At 30.7% G+C, this 25,360-nt stretch carries 28 protein-coding genes and 2 pseudogenes; 25 read left to right on the forward strand and 5 right to left on the reverse strand.

Annotated features, from left to right (window positions below; genetic code table 11):
* Window positions 1-112: 112 nt before the first annotated feature.
* The 3 genes and pseudogenes from ELQ05_RS08520 to cgb form a co-directional block, all read left to right on the forward strand.
* Window positions 113-751: pseudogene (locus ELQ05_RS08520) on the forward strand (Cache 3/Cache 2 fusion domain-containing protein); the annotation flags it as partial.
* 729 nt (window positions 752-1,480) lie between these two features.
* Complete coding sequence (locus ELQ05_RS08525; protein ID WP_374220060.1) at window positions 1,481-2,071, forward strand: methyl-accepting chemotaxis protein; 591 nt, start codon at window positions 1,481-1,483, stop codon at window positions 2,069-2,071.
* A gap of 91 nt (window positions 2,072-2,162) precedes the next feature.
* Entirely contained in the window at window positions 2,163-2,585 is a 423-nt protein-coding gene (gene cgb / locus ELQ05_RS02220; protein WP_002862237.1) for a single-domain globin Cgb, read from the forward strand.
* Window positions 2,586-2,604: 19 nt separating this feature from the next.
* Here the strand turns inward: cgb and ELQ05_RS02225 are convergent, their stop codons facing one another.
* Together ELQ05_RS02225 and ELQ05_RS02230 are read right to left on the reverse strand one after the other, a co-directional pair.
* A complete protein-coding gene (locus tag ELQ05_RS02225; RefSeq protein WP_002938403.1) occupies window positions 2,605-4,236 on the reverse strand; it encodes a multidrug ABC transporter permease/ATP-binding protein in 1,632 nt (543 codons plus the stop codon).
* Between the two features lie 49 nt (window positions 4,237-4,285).
* Window positions 4,286-5,581 (reverse strand): MFS transporter, encoded by a 1,296-nt coding sequence (locus ELQ05_RS02230; RefSeq protein WP_134239917.1) that lies wholly within the window; start codon window positions 5,579-5,581, stop codon window positions 4,286-4,288.
* A gap of 88 nt (window positions 5,582-5,669) precedes the next feature.
* Here ELQ05_RS02230 and ELQ05_RS02235 point away from each other — a divergent pair, with 88 nt between their 5' ends.
* The 16 genes and pseudogenes from ELQ05_RS02235 to hisIE all read left to right on the forward strand — a co-directional run bounded on the left by ELQ05_RS02235 (window position 5,670) and on the right by hisIE (window position 16,934).
* Window positions 5,670-6,467 (forward strand): MBL fold metallo-hydrolase, encoded by a 798-nt coding sequence (locus tag ELQ05_RS02235; RefSeq protein ID WP_057042600.1) that lies wholly within the window; start codon window positions 5,670-5,672, stop codon window positions 6,465-6,467.
* An 87-nt stretch (window positions 6,468-6,554) separates the two neighbouring features.
* Window positions 6,555-6,773, forward strand: coding sequence for a translation initiation factor IF-1 (gene infA, locus ELQ05_RS02240; protein ID WP_002781436.1), 219 nt, complete (start codon window positions 6,555-6,557; stop codon window positions 6,771-6,773).
* Window positions 6,774-6,944: 171 nt separating this feature from the next.
* Window positions 6,945-7,058: a 50S ribosomal protein L36 gene (gene rpmJ / locus ELQ05_RS02245; protein WP_002781429.1), complete on the forward strand. Its 114-nt coding sequence runs from the start codon at window positions 6,945-6,947 to the stop codon at window positions 7,056-7,058.
* 2 nt (window positions 7,059-7,060) lie between these two features.
* Complete coding sequence (gene rpsM / locus ELQ05_RS02250; protein ID WP_002800121.1) at window positions 7,061-7,426, forward strand: 30S ribosomal protein S13; 366 nt, start codon at window positions 7,061-7,063, stop codon at window positions 7,424-7,426.
* A gap of 9 nt (window positions 7,427-7,435) precedes the next feature.
* Entirely contained in the window at window positions 7,436-7,828 is a 393-nt protein-coding gene (gene rpsK, locus ELQ05_RS02255; protein WP_002779544.1) for a 30S ribosomal protein S11, read from the forward strand.
* 27 nt (window positions 7,829-7,855) lie between these two features.
* Complete coding sequence (gene rpsD, locus ELQ05_RS02260; RefSeq protein ID WP_002856574.1) at window positions 7,856-8,482, forward strand: 30S ribosomal protein S4; 627 nt, start codon at window positions 7,856-7,858, stop codon at window positions 8,480-8,482.
* A gap of 12 nt (window positions 8,483-8,494) precedes the next feature.
* Window positions 8,495-9,508: a DNA-directed RNA polymerase subunit alpha gene (locus ELQ05_RS02265; protein ID WP_002855748.1), complete on the forward strand. Its 1,014-nt coding sequence runs from the start codon at window positions 8,495-8,497 to the stop codon at window positions 9,506-9,508.
* A 3-nt stretch (window positions 9,509-9,511) separates the two neighbouring features.
* Window positions 9,512-9,865 carry a 50S ribosomal protein L17 gene (gene rplQ / locus ELQ05_RS02270; RefSeq protein ID WP_002851332.1) on the forward strand — a complete coding sequence of 118 codons (354 nt, stop codon included), beginning with the start codon at window positions 9,512-9,514 and terminating at the stop codon, window positions 9,863-9,865.
* Window positions 9,866-10,037: 172 nt separating this feature from the next.
* A complete protein-coding gene (gene hisG, locus ELQ05_RS02275) occupies window positions 10,038-10,937 on the forward strand; it encodes an ATP phosphoribosyltransferase (protein ID WP_002873484.1) in 900 nt (299 codons plus the stop codon).
* 7 nt (window positions 10,938-10,944) lie between these two features.
* Window positions 10,945-12,231 carry a histidinol dehydrogenase gene (gene hisD, locus ELQ05_RS02280; RefSeq protein WP_057042601.1) on the forward strand — a complete coding sequence of 429 codons (1,287 nt, stop codon included), beginning with the start codon at window positions 10,945-10,947 and terminating at the stop codon, window positions 12,229-12,231.
* Window positions 12,228-13,286 (forward strand): bifunctional histidinol-phosphatase/imidazoleglycerol-phosphate dehydratase HisB, encoded by a 1,059-nt coding sequence (gene hisB, locus ELQ05_RS02285; protein ID WP_057042602.1) that lies wholly within the window; start codon window positions 12,228-12,230, stop codon window positions 13,284-13,286. The genes hisD and hisB overlap by 4 nt, the downstream gene beginning before the upstream one ends.
* Complete coding sequence (gene hisH, locus ELQ05_RS02290) at window positions 13,283-13,870, forward strand: imidazole glycerol phosphate synthase subunit HisH (RefSeq protein ID WP_002862245.1); 588 nt, start codon at window positions 13,283-13,285, stop codon at window positions 13,868-13,870. Before hisB ends, hisH begins: the two co-directional genes overlap by 4 nt.
* The gene (gene hisA, locus ELQ05_RS02295) at window positions 13,867-14,598 is read left to right on the forward strand and encodes a 1-(5-phosphoribosyl)-5-[(5-phosphoribosylamino)methylideneamino]imidazole-4-carboxamide isomerase (RefSeq protein ID WP_057042603.1); all 732 of its coding nucleotides are present in this window, start codon (window positions 13,867-13,869) and stop codon (window positions 14,596-14,598) included. The genes hisH and hisA overlap by 4 nt, the downstream gene beginning before the upstream one ends.
* Window positions 14,583-15,541 (forward strand): annotated as a pseudogene (locus ELQ05_RS02300) (COG2958 family protein). Before hisA ends, ELQ05_RS02300 begins: the two are co-directional and overlap by 16 nt.
* A complete protein-coding gene (gene hisF, locus ELQ05_RS02305; RefSeq protein ID WP_002862247.1) occupies window positions 15,542-16,309 on the forward strand; it encodes an imidazole glycerol phosphate synthase subunit HisF in 768 nt (255 codons plus the stop codon). It abuts the pseudogene before it with no gap.
* Window position 16,310: 1 nt separating this feature from the next.
* Entirely contained in the window at window positions 16,311-16,934 is a 624-nt protein-coding gene (gene hisIE / locus ELQ05_RS02310) for a bifunctional phosphoribosyl-AMP cyclohydrolase/phosphoribosyl-ATP diphosphatase HisIE (protein WP_002867574.1), read from the forward strand.
* A gap of 23 nt (window positions 16,935-16,957) precedes the next feature.
* On the opposite strand, the gene ELQ05_RS02315 is transcribed toward hisIE, so the two are convergent.
* A complete protein-coding gene (locus tag ELQ05_RS02315; RefSeq protein WP_002866583.1) occupies window positions 16,958-18,118 on the reverse strand; it encodes a tetrahydrodipicolinate N-succinyltransferase N-terminal domain-containing protein in 1,161 nt (386 codons plus the stop codon).
* Window positions 18,119-18,143: 25 nt separating this feature from the next.
* Window positions 18,144-19,250, reverse strand: a complete 1,107-nt coding sequence (locus ELQ05_RS02320; protein WP_088303402.1) for an Mrp/NBP35 family ATP-binding protein — start codon at window positions 19,248-19,250, stop codon at window positions 18,144-18,146.
* Between the two features lie 122 nt (window positions 19,251-19,372).
* On the opposite strand from ELQ05_RS02320, the gene ELQ05_RS02325 reads away from it, so the two are divergent.
* From ELQ05_RS02325 to prfA, 6 genes are all read left to right on the forward strand, one after another.
* A complete protein-coding gene (locus ELQ05_RS02325) occupies window positions 19,373-20,488 on the forward strand; it encodes a bifunctional 2-C-methyl-D-erythritol 4-phosphate cytidylyltransferase/2-C-methyl-D-erythritol 2,4-cyclodiphosphate synthase (RefSeq protein WP_002877789.1) in 1,116 nt (371 codons plus the stop codon).
* Window positions 20,485-21,372, forward strand: coding sequence for a response regulator (locus ELQ05_RS02330; protein ID WP_002862251.1), 888 nt, complete (start codon window positions 20,485-20,487; stop codon window positions 21,370-21,372). The genes ELQ05_RS02325 and ELQ05_RS02330 overlap by 4 nt, the downstream gene beginning before the upstream one ends.
* On the forward strand, window positions 21,350-22,510 hold the full coding sequence (locus ELQ05_RS02335; RefSeq protein ID WP_002866588.1) for a sulfate adenylyltransferase: 1,161 nt from the start codon (window positions 21,350-21,352) through the stop codon (window positions 22,508-22,510). The genes ELQ05_RS02330 and ELQ05_RS02335 overlap by 23 nt, the downstream gene beginning before the upstream one ends.
* A gap of 4 nt (window positions 22,511-22,514) precedes the next feature.
* Window positions 22,515-23,015 carry a phosphatidylglycerophosphatase A gene (locus ELQ05_RS02340; protein WP_002858951.1) on the forward strand — a complete coding sequence of 167 codons (501 nt, stop codon included), beginning with the start codon at window positions 22,515-22,517 and terminating at the stop codon, window positions 23,013-23,015.
* 78 nt (window positions 23,016-23,093) lie between these two features.
* Window positions 23,094-23,357 (forward strand): 30S ribosomal protein S20, encoded by a 264-nt coding sequence (gene rpsT / locus ELQ05_RS02345; RefSeq protein ID WP_002856547.1) that lies wholly within the window; start codon window positions 23,094-23,096, stop codon window positions 23,355-23,357.
* A gap of 18 nt (window positions 23,358-23,375) precedes the next feature.
* A complete protein-coding gene (prfA, locus tag ELQ05_RS02350) occupies window positions 23,376-24,443 on the forward strand; it encodes a peptide chain release factor 1 (protein ID WP_002858952.1) in 1,068 nt (355 codons plus the stop codon).
* 13 nt (window positions 24,444-24,456) lie between these two features.
* Here prfA and ELQ05_RS02355 read toward each other — a convergent pair whose 3' ends face one another.
* Window positions 24,457-25,212, reverse strand: a complete 756-nt coding sequence (locus tag ELQ05_RS02355; protein WP_052793662.1) for a HugZ family heme oxygenase — start codon at window positions 25,210-25,212, stop codon at window positions 24,457-24,459.
* Window positions 25,213-25,360: the final 148 nt, after the last annotated feature.

Raw genomic sequence — 25,360 nt, forward strand, 5'->3', positions numbered from 1 at the left:
GTAAGTTATGTTTAATTTAAAAAATGCTTCATTAGGTAAAAAATTTTTGAGCTTAAATATTATGCTAATTTTTACATTAGCAACTATATTTTTTATAGGTCTTATAACTATTATGTCAAATTTTACAGAAAAAACTTTATATGATACATTAAGACAAGAAAATAGAATTATAAATAATTTCTTAAATCAAATTATTCAAAAAGATGGAGAAACTTTACTGCATTATTTTGATAATACCCTAAAAAGATATTTTGGCTTTTCTGATGAAAATAAAGAAACTTTCGCTATAAGTGGTCAAACCAATCTTTTTGCAAATAACAGAATCATAAATATTCCTAATTTAACCTATAATGGAGGTAAGTTAGCTAATGGAACTGATTATATTTCGGCTTTTAAAAATTCAACTAATGGTGAAGTAACAATATTTGTAAAATATAACAATGATTTTATAAGAATAGCTTCATCGCTAAAAAATGAAGATGAAGAAAGTGTTGTAGGTACAACTTTGGAACATGATTCTCCTGCTTATGTATCTGTTTCAAAAGGAAATGATTTTTATGGTAGAATTTCTTTATATGGAAAAGATTACATTACAATTTATAAACCTATAAAAAATTCCAAAAAAGAAATTATAGGTGTTATTGCCGTAGTTAGCACAATGGACCAAATTTATAAACTTATACAAAATAGTTTAGAGGATGTTAAAATAGGAAAAAATGGAAATAATATAGTTATAGATCCTAAAAAAGATATTTTTGTGATAGGTTATAAAAATCAGAAACCAAGTCAAGTTGAATATTATAAACAACCTCCTAAAAACGGTATTGTAAAATTTGAAAAATATGGTGAAAATTTTGAATCTTATTCTAGCTATAATGATGCTTTAGATTTATATATCATTAGCGAAGCTTTTATCAAAGATTTTACCAAAAATGATTCTGTTTTAACTAAAATTATTATTACAAGTATAATCATTTTATTTATAGTTATTATGATATCTACTCTTATTGTATTAAAAAAACTTATATTAGAAAGATTATACAATGTATCTCAAACTATTTTTGATTTTTTAGCCTATGTTAGCCACGAAATAGATTACCTTCCTTTGCTTAAAAAAGAAAAAAATAACGACGAAATAGGAAAATTATCAAAGGCTGTCAATCAAGCTATAATTAAAACTCAAAAAATTTTAAACTTGGATTTTCAAGCTATAGATAAATCCACTAAAATTGCCAAACAAATCGAAAAAGGGAATTTAAATATTAAACTTGATATAGATCCTGCTAGTCCACAACTTAAAGAATTAAAAATAGTTTTAAATCAAATGCTTAATACTTTAAAGAAAAATATAGGTGGAGATATTAATGAAATTATAAAAGTTTTTGATAACTACGCTAATCTTGATTTTAGAAGTAAAATTGAACACACTTATGGAAAAATTGAAGTTGTTGCTAATGCTTTAGGAGCTGAAATTAAATCTATGCTTACAACTTCAAAAGAATTTGCTAATGAACTTTCAAATCAAAGTATTTTACTAGAAGATGCGATTAGCAAACTTCAAGAAGGAGTAAATAAACAAGCTTCTTCCCTAAAAAAATCTTCTAGTAGCATAGAAGAGATCACTAACTCTATGAGCAATGTCACAAGTGAAACAGAAACAATGATTTCTCAAACCCAAGATATAAAAAATATTATAGATATTATAACAGATATAGCAGAACAAACTAATCTTCTAGCTTTAAATGCTGCTATTGAAGCTGCACGTGCTGGAGAACATGGTAGAGGATTTGCTGTTGTGGCTGATGAAGTTAGAAAACTAGCTGAAAGAACTCAAAGTTCCTTATCTGAAATAGAAGCTAATATTAATTTACTTGTTCAAACCATAACTGATGTAGCTATGGATATAAAAAAACAATCAGAAAGTATTTCTCAAATCAATATAGCAGTAGATCAAATAGGAAGTGTTACGGATGATAATCTTAAAATAGCCAATAATGCTGATAGTATAGCTAAAAAAATAAACGATATTTCTTCAAACATACTTGAAGATGTACACAAAAAACAATTCTAATTTCATGTTTTTAGTGTAAATTTAACTTAAATCAATTTTTTTCTCCTTTTTAAGATATAAAATATCTCTTTTACATTAAAAAGGAGAAATTATGACAAAAGAACAAATTCAAATCATCAAAGATTGTGTGCCTATTTTGCAAAAAAATGGAGAGGATTTAACTAATGAGTTTTATAAAATAATGTTTAATGATTATCCTGAGGTAAAACCTATGTTTAATATGGAAAAACAAATTTCAGGAGAACAACCAAAAGCTTTAGCGATGGCGATTTTAATGGCAGCTAAAAATATAGAAAATTTAGAAAATATGAGAAGCTTTGTTGATAAAGTTGCCATAACTCATGTTAATTTAGGGGTTAAAGAAGAGCATTATCCTATAGTTGGAGCCTGCCTTTTAAAGGCTATTAAAAATCTTTTAAATCCTGATGAAGCCACTCTTAAAGCTTGGGAAGTTGCTTATGGAAAAATTGCTGAATTTTATATCGATATAGAAAAAAAGCTCTATGATAAATAATACAAGCCCATTTTGGGCTTTAATCAAATTTTTCTACTAAATTTTTAGCTAATTCCTTTATATTCTCACCCTTTAATTCGCTGATTTCACCATTTTGAGCCAAGAAAATTCTATCAGCACTATCAAAATATGCATCATCATGTGTGATAGCAAAGATTGTTTTACCTTGCTCTTTTAGCAAAGGTAAAAGTTTTTTATAAAAAAATCTTCTAAAAACAGGATCTTGATCAGCCGCCCATTCATCAAGCACTAAAATATCCCTTTCTTCAAGCAAGGCTATAAGCATAGCTAAACGCTTTTTTTGCCCTGTAGAAAGTTTGGTTAAGGTCAGTTCATTATCTTTAACACTTGTTTTATCTTTAAGTTCTAAAAACTCCAACCAAAAAGCAATTTTTTCTTCGCTTGCAAAATTTTCTTTATTTAAGGTTTTAGTAAAAAGATGAAAATCGCTAAAAACGGCAGAAATAAGAGATCTATACTCATCTAACTTTTTATCATCTATAAGCGTATCATCAACATAAATTCCGCCTTTGCTTGGCTTAAAAAGTCCTGTCAAAAGCATACAAAAAGTGGATTTACCACTTCCATTTTTACCTATTAAAAATACCAATTCACCTTTTTTAAGTTCTATATTTACAGGATTTAAGTGAAAATTTTCTTCATAAGCAAATTGAGTATTTCTAAAAGAAATTTTTTTCCATTCACTAATATAATGTGTTTTTTTAAAACCTTCTATATAATCATCTAATTCCAATTTTGCGATCTTATCCAAAGCGATTTTTGCCAAAAGCAAAGTAGGAAAAGATCCTATCATAGATACTAAAGGGGTTCGTAAAAACAAAATAGAAAGAGCTATAGTTGTAGCATCTGCAACACTTGCCCATTCAAATTTTAAAGCTAAGTAAAACTCTACACCCACTAAAGCCAAAAGAGTTACATTTGTCCAGTTGTTTGAGAGATTGTTAAAAAGATTACCTAAAGTACTATTTTTCTTTTTCAATCTTGCATTATTTTCAAATTCATCTTCATAGTAAAGCTTGGCTCTATCACGATTGATCAAAAGTTCTTTATGTCCATCTAATATATTTTGGTAATTATTTTGCAAAGCATCGTCATTTTCCCTTGCCTTTCGAAAATACTGATATACTTTCATCATCAAAAAATTATTAGTAATAAAAATAACCATAATCCATACCACACACAAAGCAAAAATTTGTGGTGAAAGATAACATAAATAAACACTAGTGCATAAAATCAATATACTTGATTGTAAAAAATCAGGCAATCTTAAAAGCCCAAAAGATATATTTCTCACATCACTTCCCAAAGAAGCTAAAATTCTAGCCTTACCTACTTTAGCCACTCTTAACAAAGGGGTGTCTAAGATCTGCTTTACTACACGCCTTTGCATTTTAAAAATAAAATTTTGTCCAAAAATACTAAGTCCAAGTTCAACTATGGTAGAACTTATAAAAAATATCAAAAGCAAAACAATAAAATAAAAAATAGGAATGTTTTGTGCATTTTTAAGCAAATAATCATTGATAAAAACAAGAGTTAAAACTCCAACAGCACTTGTAATAAAAGAAAAAAGCAAAAAAGAAATCAACTTTAATTTATTTTGCTTAAGTAATTCCATAATAAAAGGCATTTATAAACTCCAAAATATAATTTTAATTATAACATTTTAAGAGTGATTATCAAAATTTTATTTTATCTTTTACTATAAAAACAGCACAAATAGCCAATAACGCTAAAAAAATCATATATATACTCATACCATATAAAAATGGATTTTCATTTTTACTCGCAAGTGTATTAAGCCAAAAAACGAGTTGCGGAGTAATACTGCCTGAAATTGCATAAGCAATATTATAAGAAAAAGAAATTCCTGAAAATCTTATTTTAGCTCTAAAAACTTCACTCATTAAAATAGGCGCAAACACATTAATCCCACCTAAAAAACAAACAATCGAATACAAAATACACACCAAAACCAAATTTTTAAGCTCATATAAAGTATAAAAATATAAAAAAGAAAAAAATACAAAAGTTAAAGAAAAGAAAATGCAAATTTTAAATAAACCAAATTTATCTACAAGATAACCCATAAAAGCCCCGCCTAAAGCTATTCCCAAAATTCCTAATATCTGTAAATAACTTCCTTCAACCCCACTTAAATTTAAAATACTAGGCATAAATTTAGGCATCAATAAAACAAGCACAATAACACAACCTGTTAAAACCCAAGTCATCATCATTGATGAAAATAAATTTTTTACAATATCCTTTTCTTTAAATAAATCTCTAAGTGGAAAAGAACTAAGTGATGATTCTTTTTTCATTTGTTTAAAAACAGGAGTTTCTTGCAAAAATCTACGCAAATAAATAGAAATAATCCCAAAAATTCCACCTACAAAAAAAGCAATACGCCATGCATAAGCAGCAATTTCTTCTATACTAAAAAAAGCATTAATGATTAAAAATACTATACTTCCTAACAAAATTCCTAAAGCCATAGCTGAATTTAAACAGCTTAAAAAGAAAGCTTTTTGTTTTTCTTGACAATGTTCTCTTACAAAAACCCAAGCTCCAGGCAATTCTCCACCTATAGCTATGCCTTGAAAAATTCTTATAAGTATCAATAAAACAGGAGCTAAAAACCCAAGAGTTTCATAACCTGGAATAAAAGTTAAGACAAAGGTAGGAAGAACCATTAGTAAAATACTTAGCATAAACATATTTTTACGCCCAAATTTATCTCCAAAATGTGCCATAACTATACCACCTAAAGGACGTGCTAAATATCCAGCTGCAAATGCTCCATAAGTATTTAATAAAGCCCAAAATTCACTCATATCTTTAGGAAAAAATACATTGGCTATATATTCAGCAAAAAATACAAAAATAATAAAATCATAAAATTCTAAAGTTCCTCCTAGCGAAGAAAGTCCTAAGATCTTAATTTCCTTTGTTCCAAATTTTGATTTTTTCATTGATTAATTACCTTAAATTTTAAAAACATTGTTTTTATTATACTATAATCATTTCCAAAATATTTATCTAAAAAATTTAAGGATAAATATGTTTAATTTTATAACCACTCTTTTAAAAACCAATCTTTATTTTTTAGAAGAAAAAACCACAAGCAAAAGTTCAAATCAAACCCATATAATCTCACTTAAACAATCTGATGATGAATTTTTAAATTTATTATTTTCTTTTTTAGTGCCACAAAGCGATGAAGATAAGAATTTTATAGGAAAAACTCGCACAAAAATCAAAAGAAATGAGCATAATATTGCTCTGATAAAAAATCCAAATTTTAATGCTTTAATAGACACAGGGTTTTTAGATACTATTGACACATTAAAAGAAAAATTGCATACCCACAAAACCGATTTCAAAGATATCACTCATATTATCTTAACACACGCGCATCCTGATCATATAGGAGCTTTAATGAGCGAAGAAAATCTTTTTCCAAAAGCTCAAATTTTAATCGATAAAAAAGAATATGATTTTTGGATCAAAAGCGATAGACAAGAAATTAAAAACACCTTGCTTAAACTTAAAAATATAGAATTTATTAACCACTCTAAAGATTTGATCTTTCAAAATTCAGGCATTAAAGCCATACCTGCTTATGGACATACCCCAGGTCAAAATGCTATCATAATTGATGATAAAATAGTCTTTTGGGGAGATTTACTTCATCTTTATGATATACAAATCCCAAAACCTAAAATCGCTATAAAATTTGATATAGATCAAAATGAGGCTATACAAACAAGGGAAAAACTACTTAAAGAATTTAAAGAAAGAAAACTCAAAGTTATAGGGACTCATGTGCCTTTTATTGAGCCTAAATTTTTAGATTAATTACTTAAAAATTACTAAAAATTAAGTAAAAATTTTAATAATTTTTGCTAAAATTATAGCCTTTTTATTTCATGAAAGGAGAAAATTTTGGCAAAAGATGATGTAATCGAAATTGATGGCACCGTACTTGAAGCATTGCCTAATGCAAATTTCAAGGTTGAACTTGACAACAAACATGTAATTTTATGTCATATTGCAGGAAAAATGCGTATGCATTATATAAGAATAATGCCAGGTGATAAAGTAAAAGTAGAACTTACACCTTATAGCCTTGATAAAGGGCGTATAACTTTTAGATATAAATAATCTAAGTTATTTAAAAGCTAATTTTAGATAAAATTAGAGTTTTTGCGACAAATTACATCGAACTATATGAAGAAGTATTTTTAAAATCCACCACTTATTTTGAAAATAGTTGGTTATTCATAAAACCTGATGTAGTCGTAAATCAAGTGGAATTCATTCAAGGAGACGCTCATGAAAGTGAGACCATCGGTTAAAAAGATGTGCGACAAGTGCAAAGTAGTTCGCCGTAAAGGCGTGGTTCGCATTATTTGCGAAAATCCAAAACATAAACAAAGACAAGGATAAACATGGCTCGTATTGCAGGTGTGGATTTACCAAAGAAAAAAAGAATTGAGTATGGACTAACCTATATTTATGGTATAGGACTTTTCACTTCAAGAAAAATTCTAGATAAAGTAGGAATTTCTTATGATAAAAGAGTTCATGAGTTAAGTGAAGATGAAGCAGCAGCTATCCGTAAAGAAATTCAAGAAAACTATATGGTTGAAGGGGACTTGAGAAAACAAGTTGCTATGGATATTAAAGCACTTATGGATTTAGGAAGCTTTAGAGGCTTAAGACACAGAAAAGGCTTACCAGTTCGCGGACAAAAAACAAAAACAAACGCAAGAACTAGAAAAGGTAAGAGAAAAACTGTTGGTGCAAAATCATAAGGATAAATCATGGCAAAAAGAAAAATCGTAAAGAAAAAAGTAGTTAAAAAAAATATAGCAAAAGGTATTGTTTATATCAGTGCGACTTTTAACAATACTATGGTTACAGTAACTGATGAAATGGGAAATGCTATCGCTTGGAGTAGTGCAGGTGGTTTAGGATTTAAAGGTTCTAAAAAATCAACTCCTTATGCGGCACAACAAGCAGTAGAAGACGCTTTAAATAAAGCAAAAGAACACGGAATTAAAGAAGTAGGCATTAAAGTACAAGGACCAGGAAGCGGTAGAGAAACTGCTGTTAAGAGTGTAGGTGCTATGGAAGGAATCAAAGTAACTTTCTTAAAAGATATCACTCCATTAGCTCACAATGGTTGCAGACCGCCTAAGCGTCGTCGTGTCTAAGATATAAGAAAAATTTAGGAGAATATTATGGCAAGATATAGAGGACCAGTAGAAAAATTAGAAAGACGCTTTGGTGTTAGCTTAGCATTAAAAGGAGAAAGAAGACTAGCTGGCAAAAGTGCACTAGATAAACGCCCTTATGCACCAGGACAACACGGAGCAAGAAAAGGTAAAATTAGTGAGTATGGACTTCAATTAAGAGAAAAACAAAAAGCTAAATTTATGTATGGAGTAAGCGAAAAGCAATTCCGTCGTTTATTTGCTGAAGCAGCAAGAAGAGAAGGAAATACAGGGGTATTACTTATCCAGCTTTTAGAACAAAGATTAGACAATGTGGTATATAGAATGGGTTTTGCTACAACACGTCGTTTTGCAAGACAACTTGTAACACATGGACATGTTTTAGTAAATGGTAAAAGAGTGGATATTCCTAGCTTTAGAGTAGAAGCAGGTGCTAAAATCGAAATTATCGAAAAAAGCAAAAACAATCCACAAATAACAAGAGCTATCGAACTTACAGCACAAACTGGAATCGTTGCTTGGGTTGATGTTGAAAAAGATAAGAGATTTGGAATTTTCACAAGAAAACCTGAGAGAGAAGAAGTTGTCATTCCGGTTGAGGAAAGATTTATCGTTGAGCTTTACTCTAAGTAATAGGGGCTAAATATGAGAAATATTACAACATCTGCTTATACGCCAACAGAATTTACAATAGAAAACATTAGTGATACTGTGGCTAAAATCAGTGCTTGGCCTTTTGAGATCGGCTATGGAATCACCCTAGCCCATCCTTTACGCCGTTTGCTTTACACTAGCACCATAGGATATGCTCCAACTGCGATCCATATTGATGGCGTAGCTCATGAATTTGATAGCATGCGTGGTATGCTTGAAGATGTAGCACTTTTTATCATTAATCTAAAAAAACTACGCTTTAAAATTAAAGGCGAATCAAATAAAGAAATAGTAGAATTTAGCTTTAAAGGCTCAAAAGAAATTTACGGCAAAGATCTAAATAATGATCAAGTAGAAGTAGTAAATAAAGACGCCTATCTAGCAACTATCAACGAAGATGCTGAACTCAAATTCACATTGATCGTTGAAAAAGGTATTGGCTATGTACCAAGCGAAGAAATTAAAGAGCTTATAAATGATCCTAAATTTATAGCTTTAGATGCTTTCTTTACACCTGTAAGAGAAGCAACCTATGATATTGAAAAAGTTTTATTTGAAGATAATCCTGATTATGAAAAAGTGGTTTTAACCGTAACAACTGACGGACAAATCACTCCAAATGAAGCTTTTCAAAATGCTCTAGAAGCTATGTATAAACAATTATCAGTATTTGATAAAATTACCAATGTTAGAAGCGTAATTAAAAATCAAGCAACAAGCAATGAACTAGAAAATACTAAATTATTGCAAAACATTACAGATTTAAATTTAAGTGCTAGAAGTTATAATTGTCTTGAAAAAGCAGGAGTAGTTTACATAGGCGAGCTTGCTTTGATGAGTGTAAGTGAACTTGCAGGACTTAAGAATTTAGGTAAAAAATCTCTTGATGAAATTAAAAACATCATGGAAAGCATAGGTTTTCCTGTGGGAACTTCTAAGCTTAGCGATAATAAAGAAATACTTAAAAATAAAATCGCAGAATTAAAAGCACAAAACGAAGGATAAAGAATGAGACATAAACATGGATATAGAAAACTTGGCAGAACTTCATCTCATCGTGCTGCCTTATTAAAAAATTTAACTATAGCTTTAGTAAATAGCGGAAAAATTGAAACTACTCTACCAAAAGCTAAAGAATTAAGAGGTTATGTAGAAAGATTGATTACTAGAGCAAGACTTGGAGATTTTAACGCTCATAGAGCAGTTTTTGCTTCATTACAAGATAAAAACGCTACTAATAAATTAGTGACTGAAATTGCTCCAAAATTCAAAGATCGCAATGGTGGATATACAAGAATCATCAAAACAAGAATTCGCCGTGGTGATGCTGCTGAAATGGCTTTCATCGAATTTGTAGCTTAATCAAATCCTAGCTTTTGCTAGGATTAATACTTCAATTAAATATCCTAAAAATAAAAAGTTTTAAATAATTATTTTAAATAAAATTAAATTTATTTATTTTCTAAAACCCTTGCTAAAAATTCAACTACTTATGCTAATATAAGTTTTTAATTTTTAATTTCAAGGATATGTTATGCAAGAAAACACTCGTTTACGCATTGCGATACAAAAATCAGGCAGACTTTCAAAAGAATCCATAGAGCTTCTTTCAGAATGTGGTGTTAAAATGCATATCCATGAACAAAGTTTGATCGCTTTTTCTACAAATTTACCCATAGATATTTTACGCGTTAGAGATGATGATATCCCTGGGCTTATTTTTGATGGGGTTGTAGATTTAGGCATTATAGGGGAAAATGTTTTAGAAGAAAATGAACTTGAACGCCAGTCTTTAGGAGAAAATCCAAGTTATAAGCTTTTAAAAAAACTAGATTTTGGATATTGCCGTCTTTCTCTTGCCTTACCTCAAGAAAAAAAATTTCAAAATTTGAAAGATTTTGAAGGCTTAAGGATAGCTACTTCTTATCCACAACTTTTAAAGCGTTTTATGAAAGAAAATGGGATTAATTATAAAAATTGTATGCTTACAGGTTCTGTTGAAGTAGCCCCTAGGGCAAATTTAGCCGATGCAATTTGCGATCTTGTTTCAAGTGGAGCAACTTTACAAGCAAATAATCTTAAAGAAGTTAAAGTCATTTATGAATCTCGTGCTTGTTTGATTCAAAAAGAAAATGCTTTAAGTAAAGAAAAACAAGCCTTAGTGGATAAAATTATGTTGCGTGTAGCAGGAGTAATGCAAGCAAGAGAATCTAAATACATTATGCTTCATGCTCCAAAAGAAAAGCTTGATAAAATTCAAGCCCTACTTCCAGGAGTTGAAAGACCGACTATCTTACCTTTAGCACACGATGAAAAAAATGTAGCTTTACATATGGTAAGTAAAGAAAATCTTTTTTGGGAAACTATGGAGGCTTTAAAAGAAGAAGGTGCGAGTTCGATTTTAGTTCTGCCTATAGAAAAAATGTTAAAGTGAGTAAAAAATGCAAATTTTAGTATATGATAATTTAGATGAAAAACAAAAAGAAGAAGCATTAAAACGCCCTGCTATAAGTGCGAAAGATGAAATTTCAAAAATAGTAAGCTCCATTATTAAAGAAGTGCAAGAAAAAGGTGATGAAGCTTTGATAGAACAAGCTTTAAAATTTGATAAAGCTGAAATTTCAAAGATTAAAATCACTCAAGAAGAAATTACTCAAGCAAGTAATCGTTTGGATAAAGATTTACAAGAAGCTATTTTAGTAGCTTATGAAAATATCAAAAAATTCCACGAAGCTCAAATCCCACATGAAATCGCTCTTGAAACTACAAAAGGCGTTAAATGTGAAGTTTTAACACGTCCTATAGAAAAAGTAGGACTTTACATACCAGGGGGTTTAGCACCTTTGTTTTCAACGGTTTTAATGCTAGCTATTCCTGCAAAAATTGCAGGTTGTGAAAAAATCGTTTTAGCAAGTCCTGCAAAAATCAATGATGCTGTGCTTTTTTGTGCTAAGCTTTGCGGCGTGGATGAAATTTATCAAATGGGTGGTGCAGGAGCTATAGCGGCTTTAGCTTACGGTACGCAAAGTGTTTTAAAGGTGGATAAAATTTTTGGCCCAGGAAATGCCTTTGTAACCGAAGCAAAACGCCAAGTAAGTAACGATATAAACGGAGCAGCTATTGATATGCAAGCAGGACCTAGTGAAGTTTTAGTAATAGCTGATGATTTGGCTAATGAAAAATTTGTAGCTAGTGATTTGCTTTCACAAGCTGAACATGGTGCAGATTCTCAAGTGATTTTGGTGTGTTTAAGTCAAGATTTTGCTCAAAAAACAAGTGATGAAGTCCAAATTCAATTAGAACTTTTACCTCGTAAAGAACTTGCAAGCAAAAGCATTGCTAATTCACGCATTATCATAGCTAAAGATTTAAATCAAGCCTTAGAAATTTCAAATCTTTATGCCCCTGAACATTTGATCATACAAACTCAAAATCCACGAGAACTTTTAAAAGGTGTAAAACACGCAGGATCAGTATTTTTAGGAGCTTATTCTCCGGAGTCTATGGGTGATTATGCAAGTGGAACAAATCATGTTTTACCTACTTATGGACTTACTAAAACGCATTCTAGTTTAGGTTTGGCAGATTTTAGTAAAAGAATGACCGTTCAAGAATTAAGTAAAGAAGGCTTTTTAGCTTTGGGTAAAAGTGTTGAAATTTTAGCGCAAAATGAGCATTTAGACGCACACAAAAATGCAGTAACTTTTCGTTTAGAGAGCTTAAAATGAGTCAAAAAATCCTTTTTATAGATAGAGATGGCACTTTAATAGAGGAGCCAAAAAGCGATTTTCAAATCGATACTCTTGAAAAATTGCGTTTTGAAAAAGATGCTATACCTACTCTTTTAAAACTAAAAAATTTTGGATTTAAATTTGTCATGGTAAGCAATCAAGATGGTCTTGGAACGCCAAGTTTTCCAAAGGAAAATTTTGAAATTGCTCATGAAAAAATGCTTGATATTTTAAAAAGTTGCGGTATAGAATTTCAAGATATTTTTATTTGTCCGCATTTTGAAAATGAAAATTGTGCTTGTAGAAAACCTAAAACCGCTATGTTAGAAGAGTATATCAAACACGAACTTTACGATAAAGAACAAAGTTTTGTTATCGGAGATCGTGAGAGTGATATGATCTTGGCTTCAAATTTAGGCGTGCGTGGTTTAAAATACGGTGAACTTTCTTGGAAAGAAATAGAAAATGAAATTTTAAGTTCTTTTAGAAGCGCGAGTTATCAAAGAACTACTAAAGAAACAGATATAAAAGTGAAAGTGTGCTTAAATGGGGATAAGATTAGCATTAAAACAGGCATTGATTTTTTTGATCACATGTTAGAGCAAATCGCTGTACATGGAGGCATAGGGCTTGAAATTTCTTGCAAAGGGGATTTAGAAATCGATGAGCATCATAGCGTTGAAGATGTAGCCTTAGCACTTGGAGCTTGTATCAAAAAAGCCTTAGGGGATAAAATCGGCATTGCAAGATATGGTTTTGCTTTACCTATGGATGAGTGTTTGGCAAGTTGTGCGATGGATTTTTGCAATCGTCCTCATTTAGTCTATAAAGCCAAATTTAAAAAATCTCATTTAGGGGCTTTAAGCACAGAAATGATCGAGCACTTTTTTTATTCTTTAAGCTATGCTATGGGTATAAGTTTGCATTTAAAAGTTAAAGGCAAAAATGATCATCATAAAGCCGAGGGGCTTTTTAAAGCCTTTGCAAAAGCTTTGAAAATGGCAGTGAAAATAGAAAGTGAAAATTTAGCCAGCTCTAAAGGAGTGATATGAAAATCATCATCATCGATACAGCCTGTGCGAATTTGGCATCTTTGAAATTTTGTCTGGATAGATTAGGTTTTAATGCAACTATCAGCAGGGATTTAAAAGAGCTTGAAAGTGCGGATAAGCTTTTTTTACCTGGAGTGGGTACCGCAAAAGAAGCGATGAAAAATTTAGAACAATTTAATCTTATTGATTTTATTAAAAATACCAAAAAACCTTTGCTTGGTATTTGTTTAGGTATGCAAATTTTAGGAAATTTTTCCGAAGAATTAAATCAAGAAACCTTAAAACTCATAGATTTTACAACTCAAAAATTTAAAGCTAAAGAAGGCTTTACTTTTCCACATATGGGATGGAATCAAGTTCATAGCTCTCATGCTTTGTTTAAAGGCTTAGAAGGAGCTTATTTTTATTTTGTGCATAGTTATTGTGTAGGACTTGGAGAATACACTATAGCAGATTGTGAGTATTCGCAAAAATTTAGCGCAAGTGTAATGAAAGATAATTTTTACGGGGTGCAATTTCACCCTGAAAGAAGTAGCGAGGCGGGGGAAATTTTAATTTCAAATTTTATTAAGGATATAGGATGACTCAAATCATACCCGCACTCGATCTTATAGATGGCGAAGTGGTGCGTCTTGTAAAAGGGGATTACGAACAAAAAAAAGTATATAAATACAATCCCTTGGAAAAATTCAAAGAATACGAAAAAGCAGGAGCGAAAGAACTTCATCTTGTAGATCTTACAGGTGCAAAATATCCTAGCAAAAGACAACTTGCTTTGATAAAAAAATTAGCTAAAGAAGTCAGTGTCAATTTACAAGTAGGTGGAGGCATACGCTCTAAAGAAGAAGTTAAAGCTTTGCTTGATTGTGGAGTAAAAAGAGTAGTGATAGGATCTATGGCGATTAAAGATGCGACTTTATGTCTTGAAATTTTAAAAGAATTTGGTAGTGAAGCTATAGTTTTAGCCTTAGATACGATTTTAAAAGAAGATTATGTTGTGGCTGTAAATGCTTGGCAAGAAGCAAGTGATAAAAAGCTTATGGAAGTTTTAGATTTTTATAGCAATAAAGGCTTAAAACACATACTTTGCACAGATATTTCAAAAGATGGCACCATGCAAGGAGTAAATGTAAGACTTTACAAACTTATCCATGAAATTTTTCCTAATATTTGCATTCAGGCAAGTGGTGGAGTAGCGAGCTTAAAAGACCTTGAAAACTTAAAAGGAATTTGTAGTGGGGTTATCGTAGGAAAAGCTTTATTAGACGGAGTTTTTAGCGTAGAAGAAGGGATAAGATGTCTAGCAAATTAAGCTACAAAGAACTTACTTTAGAAATTTTAAAACAAAGTGACAGACCTTTAAGTGTTAATGAAATTTGGCAAAAAGCTCTTGAACAAGGCTTAGATAAAAAGCTTTCTAGCATAGGACAAACTCCAATTGCTACTTTAGGGGCTAGGATATATGTTGATATAAAAGAATTGCAACACAATTCTTTATTTATCAAAGCTTCTCAAAAACCTACAACTTTTTGGCTAAAAGAAAGAGAAAATGAACTTTTAAAGCTTGATAATAAAAATGAAATTACTAACGAAAAACAAGAAAAAAATAAATTTCATGAAAGAGATTTACACCCCTTGCTTGTAAAATTTTTATATGAAAATTTAGATTTTAATTTAAATTGCAAAACAATTTATCACGAACAAAGCAAAAAGGGTAAAGGCGGGGAAGATAAGTGGAATTATCCTGATATTGTAGGGGTTTATTTTCCTTATGATGATTATGAAAAAGAAACCATAACACTTTTAGAAAATATCAAACAAAACAGCTATAAACTTTTTTCTTTTGAACTTAAAATTGCTTTAAATTTTTCAAATTTAAAAGAATGCTATTTTCAAGCTGTAAGCAATTCTAGCTGGGCAAATGAGGGCTATTTGGTTGTTTTACAAGAAATTGATAGCGAGGTTTTAAGCGAGTTAAGACGCTTAAATCAAAGTTTTGACATAGGAGTGATAAAACTTGAAAAAGATATTTCAAATTCTCAAATTTTAATTAGTGCAAAAGAAAAAGAACTTGATATTCAAACACTAAATATGCTGATTAATAAAAATCCAAATTTTAAAGAATTTATTGATGATATAAACAAACAAATTAAAGTGGGCAAAGAAGCAAAAATTCAAGCTAATTTTGATGAAATTAAAAGCGATGAAGAAATGGAAAAATATCTTTTAAAGAAAAATGTATTTTGGAGAAATAAATGCTTACAAAACGCATAATTGCATGTTTAGATGTCAAAGATGGCAGAGTAGTAAAAGGAACACAATTTAAAAACCATAAAGATATGGGAGATATCATAGAACTTGCTAGGTATTATTCTCAAAATGGTATTGATGAGCTTGTTTTTTATGATATTGCTGCAAGTGCTAGAAAAGAACGCATATCAAGAGAATGGGTAAGTGAAGTAGCAAAAAATATCAATATTCCTTTTTGTGTTGCAGGGGGTATTAAAAGCGAAGAAGATGCAGCTGAACTTTTGGCTAATGGGGCAGATAAAATTTCTATCAATTCTCCTGCTTTAAATGATCCAAGCCTAATCACACGCCTTGCTAAAAGCTTTGGCGTGCAATGCGTAGTAGTAGGGATTGATAGCTTCAAAGATGAAAATGGAAATTTAAAAGTATTTCAATACACAGGCGATGAAAAAACAAGCAAGCATAGTGGAAAAAGCACTTTAGAATGGGTTAAAGAAGTGCAAGATCTAGGTGCAGGCGAAATTGTTTTAAATATGATGAATCAAGATGGTGTTAAAAATGGCTATGATTTAGAACAATTAGAAGCTGTATATAAAATTTGTAAAGTACCTTTGATCGCAAGTGGGGGAGCGGGAAAAATGGAGCATTTTTTAGAAGCTTTTAAACTGGGTATAGATGGGGCTTTAGCTGCTTCTGTTTTTCATCAAAAACTTATAGACATTAAAGAATTAAAAATTTATCTTAAAAATCAAGGTTTAAGTATAAGGATATAATATGCAAAATTTCAAAGAACTTAATGAAAAAATTGCTTGGCAAAAAGTGGATCATCTTTTACCTGTCATCATCCAAGATGCAAAAACTTGTGAAGTTTTAATGCTAGGCTTTATGAATAATGAAGCCTTAGAAAAAAGCTTAGAAAGTGGCAAAGTAGTCTTTTTTTCACGCACAAAACAGCGTCTTTGGATGAAGGGTGAAGAAAGTGGAAATTTCTTAAATATCATAGATTTAAGCTTAGATTGTGATAATGACACGCTTTTAATTTTAGCAAATCCTGTAGGACCTACTTGTCATACGGGCGATATTTCTTGTTTTGAAAAAATTTCTAAAAATGCGGATTTTGTTTTTCTAGCCAGACTTGAAAAGCTTATCAATGCACGCAAAAATGCCGATGAAAATACTTCTTATACAGCAAAACTTTTCAAAAGTGGCACAAAACGCATCGCACAAAAAGTTGGTGAAGAAGGCGTAGAAACAGCTTTAGCAGCGACAGTAAAAGATAAAGAAGAGCTTATTTGTGAAGCAGCGGATTTAATGTATCATTTAAGTGTTTTACTTGCAGATGCAAATCTTAGTTTCTCAGATGTGATTTCAAAGTTGAAAGAAAGGCATAAAGCTTAAAGCTTTATGTAAATGAATTTATATCAATGCAAGGCTTCGTTAAGTTTGACTGCTTTTTTATTTAAAGCTACTATCATAGCACCACTTATAGAATCTTGACGGAAATGTAGTCCATTTAAACCTTTAAGCTCTAAGCCTTTGTAAATTTCTTTATCAAAATTAAAATAAGGATTAAGTTTAGCAAGTTCTTCGGCATCTTTGAGTAAAAATTTCGTTCCTTCTAGCACCGCAATACCTGCATCAACTATACAATTATCCCCTAAAGGAATTCCTGTCACTGAATTAGCCCCTAAAAGACAAGCCTTGCCTACGCTTATAGCATTACCACTTGTTCCACTTAAAACACCTAAAATCGAAGCTCCGCCACCTACATCAGAACCTTCTCCTACTATAGCACTTGAACTAATACGCCCTTCAACCATACAAGCTCCTGTTGTACCTGCATTAAAATTCACATAACTTGCCCCTGGCATGATGGTTGTTCCTGCTGCTAAAGATGCACCCATTCTTACTTTGGAACTTTCTAAAATTCTTGTATTATCCTCAGGGATAATATGCGCTAAAAATCTTGGAAATTTATCAACAAAATCGATTTTTGGATATTGATTGCTCATTTTTAAACGCATTTCATTTGCTCTTAAATACTCAAGCTCGATAGGTTTATCATCGCTCCAAGCTACATTGCTTAAAAGTCCAAAAGCTCCATTTAGATTAATACTTCTTAAAGGTACTTTTTTAGTAGAAAGCAAATAAAGTTTTAGATAAACACTTTCTACACTTAAAGGTTCTTTATCTTCAAAAAGACAAACAAAAGCAAACTCATCGTCTTTAAATTTATCTTTGATAATCTTTAATAAATCAATATTTTGATGCCCTTCTTCTTCTAAAAAAGGTTTAAAACAAGAAAGTGCAAAATCAATATCTTCTAATTTTAAAGTTTGCACAAACTCGCTCGCATTAAAGTCAATCTCCACACCCCTTTGCATAAAAGCTTCAAGCATGATTGCCGCTGAGCCAAAATTTTGCTCATAATTAATCAAAGCAAAACTTGCTTGTAAGATTTTATTTTTATTTAACTGTCCTCTATCAAGCCTTGCTATACCAAAAGCTTTAGGTTTTTTATAGCCACTTTTTTGCTCGATTTGTTTGATTAAAAGTAAAAAATCTTCTTTAGTATTAATCATTTTCTTTTCCTTATCCACTTAATTTTTAATGCGAACACGCACTTTTTCCATTCATCACAGGTTGTATAGCAGAATTATCCGCACCACCTTCATTGTTAATCTTTTCTATAAAGCTCCAAATTTTTTCAGCTGCCATTAAATAACGCTTTGAACTCACACTTTCAGGGTGATAAAAACTCACAGGCTTGCCTTCATCTCCACCTTCCCTTACTATCATTTCTATAGGAATTTGTGCTAAAACTTCACTTTTATAGGCTTTTGCCATATTCTCAGCCGTTCCTTTGCCAAAAATATCATACTCTTTACCATTATCAGGGCATAAAAATCCACTCATATTTTCAATTACACCCGCTATAGGAATGTGAAGCTTATTAAACATATCTAAAGCTCTTTTACTATCATCTAAAGATACGGTTTGAGGTGTGCTTACACAAACTCCTGCAGTAATAGGAATACTTTGTGCAGAAGTAATTTGCGCATCGCCTGTTCCTGGAGGCATATCCAAAAACAATACATCAAGTTCAGGCCAAATCACATCGGCTAAAAGTTGCTCGATTGCTTTCATAATCATAGCTCCACGCCACATAAGACCTTGACCCTCTTCGATCAAAACCCCCATACTCATCATATAAACACCATGAGTTAAAATAGGCTTTAATCTCTGCCCTACTACTTCAGGCTGAGTTTTGGTTTCGCCTAGCATTCTTGGAATATTTGGCCCATAAATATCTGCATCTAAAATCCCTACTCTTTTTCCCATTTTAGCCATGGAAATTGCTAAATTTACTGTAGTTGTAGATTTGCCCACACCACCTTTTCCACTTGAAACCATGATGAAATTTTTTACTTGTGGAGCGATATTTTTTCCACTTCTTGAATTGCTTTTTTCTTCAGGAATTTTTGGAGTAATGATATTAAGTTCAATATTTTTTAAAGCCAAACTCGATAAAGCTTCAATAGCATTTTTACGAATTTCATTAGCTACTTCAGGATTTGCTGAAACGATTTCTATATCAATAAATACACCATCATCTTGAATTTTAATATCTTTTACAAAGTTAAAACTCACTATATCCTTTTCAAAACCAGGATATTTTACAGTTTTTAATTTCTCTAAAATTTGTTCTTTCATATTTTTTCCTTGTCTTTTAAAAAAATCAATTTTACTAATAAAATGATAAAATTTAGCTTTTTATAAGTGTATAATATGGTAACATTATAAAAACCAACAATATTAAAAAGAGGAATGAAAAAATGAGTGAAATTAGCCTCATTATGTTAGCAGCTGGAAATTCTACTCGTTTTAACACAAAGGTAAAAAAACAATTTTTACGACTTGGAAATGACCCTCTTTGGCTTTATGCAACAAAAAATTTAAGCTCTTTTTATCCTTTTAAAAAAATAGTTGTTACCTCTAGTAATATCACTTATATGAAAAAATTTACTAAAAACTATGAATTCATAGAAGGTGGTGATACCAGAGCAGAATCCTTAAAAAAAGCCTTAGAGCTCATAGATAGCGAATTTGTTATGGTAAGTGATGTAGCAAGGGTATTGGTGAGTAAAAATTTGTTTGATCGTTTGATTGAAAATTTAGATAAAGCAGATTGTATTACCCCTGCTTTAAAAGTTGCAGATACAACACTTTTTGACAATGAAGCCTTGCAAAGAGAAAAAATCAAACTCATTCAAACCCCGCAAATTTCTAAAACCAAATTGCTTAAAAAAGCCTTGGATCAAAACCTAGAATTTACAGATGATAGCACAGCTATAGCTGCAATGGGTGGAAAAATTTGGTTTGTTGAAGGTGAAGAAAATGCAAGAAAACTAACCTTTAAAGAAGATCTTAAAAAGCTTGATTTGCCTACACCTAGCTTTGAAATTTTTACTGGCAATGGTTTTGATGTGCATGAATTTGGAGAGAATCGCCCTTTGCTTTTAGCAGGAGTGCAAATTCATCCTACTATGGGGCTTAAAGCACACAGCGATGGAGATGTTTTAGCTCACTCTTTAACCGATGCGATTTTAGGTGCTGCAGGACTTGGAGATATAGGAGAGCTTTATCCTGATACTGATATGAAATTTAAAAATGCCAACTCCATGGAGCTTTTAAAACAGGCTTATGATAAAGTCAGAGAAGTAGGTTTTGAACTCATTAATATAGACATTTGCGTCATGGCACAAAGCCCTAAACTTAAAGACTTTAAACAAGCTATGCAAAGCAATATAGCTCATACTTTAGATTTAGATGAATTTAGAATCAATGTTAAAGCCACAACAACGGAAAAATTGGGTTTTATTGGAAGAAAAGAAGGTATGGCGGTGCTTAGTAGTGTAAATTTAAAATATTTTGATTGGACAAGATTATGAAAGTTTTAATTATTGAAAATGAAATTTATCTAGCACAAAGCATTAGCATTAAACTAAGTGATGCTGGATATAGCTGTGAAATTATCAACTCGTTTGATGAATACAATGGTGAAAAATACTATGATATTGTACTGCTTTCTACAAATACTAATAACTTTCTAAAAGCCGTAGGTCAGTTTAAACATAGTATTATTATTTTGCTTATTTCTTATATAAGTACAGATACAGTTTCAAATCCTTTGAAATTAGGTGCTAGTGATTATATTCAAAAACCCTTTATGATAGAAGAGCTGATTAGAAAAATAAAGCATTATCAAGATTTTAGAAAACTTTCAATCCTTAATAAAGCTTATCAAAGCTATATCAAATCAAGATTAGAAACAATCAAAATTCCAGAGTATAATTATAAAAAATTAAAACTTCCATTGATATTAAAATCCAACAAGCAAAGCAGTGCTGATGCTTTTGTTTTTAATTATGCAAATGAATGTGACATTACTCTTTCTTTTATTGATTTAACATCTACAAATTCAGTTGAAAAAGTTATGAAACTTCCCACAGAAAACAATCTCTTATTTTTGAGTAATTTTCAAGCATTAAAAGCAGCAGAAAAGGAAAAACTCCTAGATTTTATACAAAACAAAAATGTTATTTTGCATACCAATTCAAATACAGATGATTTAAAAATAAACTGCATTAATTTAAATGATAATGAAAAAAATATCGATAGCAATGAAATTTTAACCATAGATGAGTATGTAAAATATGTTATTATAAATTACCAAAATATATTTCCTGATACTGATCTTTCAAAAAAATTAGGCATTTCACGTAAATCTTTATGGGAAAAAAGGAAGAAATATGAAATCAGCAAGAAAAAATAAAAACATTACCATAGATCAAAATGAATTTGGTATCTTGTCACTTATTAAAGAAGGTTTGCTAGGTACTTGCACTCATTTAATGAATGAAAAAGAAGTCAATGAAATCATTAAATCAGGAAAATTTAAAGGAGAAAGTTTTCCCTATCCCTTAAGCTTTGCACCAAAAAATGCTGAAGAAGCACTAAATGATATAAAATCTGGCGATAGAATCGATCTCATACTAGACGAAAAAGTAGTAGGACATATAGATTTTAAAAGCCGATTTAAAAATAATAAAAATTTTTCTGATATTTTCAGTCCTAACACTTGCTCTTTGGAAGATATGGGAACAACTTGTATAAGTGGAAAAATAGAAATTTACAATTCTCAAATTAAAAAAATAAAAGAAAATTTTCAACAAATCAAAAACAATCTTAATGCACAAAAAATTACCGCTATAGTTTCAAGTTTTGATCCTTTGCATCGTGCCCATGAAAGAATGTTTCGTTGGACTATTGATAAAGCAGATTTAGTTGTAATTTTTCTTGTAGAATCTTTTGATGCAAATGGGTTTGAATTCGAACTTAAAGAAGCTTATTTGAAAAAATTTATTCAAAACTATCTTCCACCGGATAGAATTTTCATTTTTCCATTAAAAAATATTAATATTTTTCACGCTCATTTAAATCCTGGCTTAGAAAGCATTATCGCAAAAAGTCTAGGTTGTACCAAACTAGTAGTAGGACAAAATCATACAGGACTTGGAATGTTTTATGATGATAATCAACCAAAAACCATACTTGATGATTTTTCCAAGGATTATGGCATAGAAGTGATTGTTTTGCCTGAATTTGTATTTTGCGATCAATGTCGCATGATTGTTAGCACAAGATCTTGCCCTCATGGTTGTCATCACCATTTGCACTATAATTCTCAGTCTTTAAAAGATTTACTAAGAGCGGGTATCATTCCTCCAGCAATTTTCATGCGCAAGGAAGTATCTAGTGTTATTTTAACTTCTCTTTTTCCAAATAGATTAAAAAATATGCAAAAAATTTATAATGAGCTTTTTCCAACTGATGGAATTTTAGAATACAAAAATGATGAAGAATTTTATCAAAAACTTTTAGAAATTCATCAAATGTCTTATATGGTGTAACAAAATGCAAAAATTATTTTTAACTTTTTTTTATTCAGGTTCTATAAAAAAGGCAAGTGGGACTTTTGGTACTATCGCTGCTTTAATACCTGCTTTTTTTATACTTAAATATCTCGGGATTAATACTTTGTTTTTACTAAGTATTTTAATTTTTGTTGCAAGTATTCGTGTTATAGATGATTATGAAAAAAAAACAGGAATTCACGATGACAAACACATAGTTATCGATGAAGTTGCTGGGGTTTTTCTTGCTTGTGCTATTGCAGCAAGTGTTGAAAACTCGATAGTCAATTTTATTTTGGCTTTTGTTTTATTTAGACTCTTTGACATTACAAAACCTTCTATTATTGGCAAGATAGATAAAAAAGTCAAAGGCGGACTAGGTGTAATGCTTGATGATATGCTAGCAGGATTGTTTGCTGGACTTTTAAGTGCGGTAATTTATGGATTTTTACTTAAATTTAATTTAGTTTTTTGGGATATAAATTTAAAGGATTTATTTTGAAATTTTGCTTAAATTAATTAAATTTTAAATTTTATTCTTATATAATTTAGTCTTTAATTTCAAAAAAGGAAAATATAAATGGCAAACCATAAATCTGCTGAAAAAAGAGCAAGACAAACTATTAAAAAAACAGAAAGAAATAGATTCTATAGAACAAGACTTAAAAATATAACTAAAGCCGTAAGAGAAGCTGCAGCAAATGGAGATAAAAATGCTGCTAATGAAGCTTTAAAAGTAGCTAATAAAAGCATTCATGCTATGGTAAGTCGCGGTTTCATTAAAAAACAAACTGCTTCTCGCCGTGTAAGCCGCTTAGCCCTTTTAGTAAATAAAATCGCATAATTTTCTATATAGTTTTTAATGTTAGCTAGCAAACTAGATCCTTTTTTAAAACGCTTTGAAGAGTTAAATTCTCTTCTTAGCAGTTCTGATATACTCAACGATATCAGTAAAATGACTACACTCTCTAAAGAACAAAAAAATTTAGAACCTATCGTTTTAAAAGCTAAAGAGTATTTAAAAACTTTAGACAATATAGAAGAAAATAAAGCTTTGCTAAACGATCCAGAACTTGGGGAACTTGCAAAAGAAGAACTAAAAACTTTAGAAGAATTAAAACCAAAACTTGAAGAAGAGATTAAAATTTTACTTCTTCCTAAGGATCCAAATGATGAAAGAAATATTTTTCTTGAAATTCGTGCAGGTACAGGTGGCGATGAGGCATCTTTATTTGTAGGAGATCTTGTAAAAGCTTATGCAAGATATGCTGAAAATCGCGGCTATAAACTTGAGATTGTAAGCTCTAGTGAAGGAAGTGTAGGTGGATTTAAAGAAATCATCATGCTTGTTAAAGGAACAGGGGCTTATTCAAGACTTAAATATGAAGGTGGAACGCACCGTGTTCAAAGAGTTCCTCAAACAGAATCCCAAGGACGCGTGCATACTTCTGCTATCACCGTGGCAGTAATGCCAGAAGTTGATGATATAGAAATCGAAATCAATCCAAACGATCTTAAAGTTGATGTTATGCGATCTTCAGGACATGGTGGACAAAGTGTAAATACTACTGATTCAGCTGTTCGTATCACTCATATCCCCACAGGTATAGTTGTAGTCAATCAAGATGGAAAAAGCCAACACAAAAATAAAGAAAGTGCGATGAAAGTCCTAAAAGCAAGGCTTTATGAAATGCAAGAAAGTGAAAGACTAGCAAAAGAAAGTGAAGCAAGAAAATCACAAGTAGGAAGCGGAGATAGAAGCGAACGCATTCGCACTTACAATTTTCCACAAAATCGTATCAGCGATCATAGAATAAATCTTACTTTATATCGCTTAGATGCCATTATGCAAGATGGGCTTTTTGATGAAATCATAGAACCTTTAATCACTCATCATCAAGCCCAAGCTTTACAAGAACAAAATTTATAAGATTTTATACAAATTAATGCTTATGTGGGAATTTATGTGGATTTCCACTAGCACCTACATGTGCAACATTTCCATTTTCTATATCATAAGCTTGACCAAAACCTTTTACAAAGCGTCCTTTTTTAAATTCAAGCTTTACTAGATGAAAATCAAGCATCTTGCGTATAGTTTTAATGCCTCCTTCTCCTCCGGTTTGTTTTTCAAACTCATCATAAATTTGATCAAATCTTTCACCTCTCTCTAAAAAGCTTGCATTTACTCTATAGCGCAATCTTTTGCGAAGTATCACAGAAGCAGCTTTACTCTCATCCTCTAAAAACATTATTTCCATATTGTTTGGATTTACTTTGATGTTGTTAAAATGTTCACTTACTTCACTTATATAAATATAATTTCCCCATTCTGTGCTTACAAAAGGTGCATACGAGCAAACAACTTCTCCATTTGTATTTAAAGTTGCCAAAGCTACAGAATTAAAACTTAGCATAAATTCATTTAATTCTTTTTCTACACCACTAAAATTTTGCTCACTCTTTGCACTCATGCAAAGGGATATTATAGTATCTTTAATTGTGTTTTCATCGGCTTTTTTAGGAAATTCCACTCGTAAATTTTCTTTATCATTGTAAACAAGATCCAAGCCATTAAAATCAACACTTTTTAGAAAAACATCTTGCACTTGCTCAATACCACCAAATTTTTTACAAAGATCAACTAAATTTGATTTATGATGATCATTCATATGAGAAATAATGCTTTGAAAATTCATTTTTATCCTTTCTTGATTTTAAAATAAAATATTAAAAAAAATGGTATCAATTATCAAATTAAAAAGCACTTAAAATATATAAATTATCTATTTTAACAAAAATTTATACTAAATTAAGTTAATAAAGGATAAATTTCATTCTAAATTA

The organism is Campylobacter sp. US53 (assembly GCF_004378995.1).
GTDB classification, from domain to species: domain Bacteria; phylum Campylobacterota; class Campylobacteria; order Campylobacterales; family Campylobacteraceae; genus Campylobacter_D; species Campylobacter_D jejuni.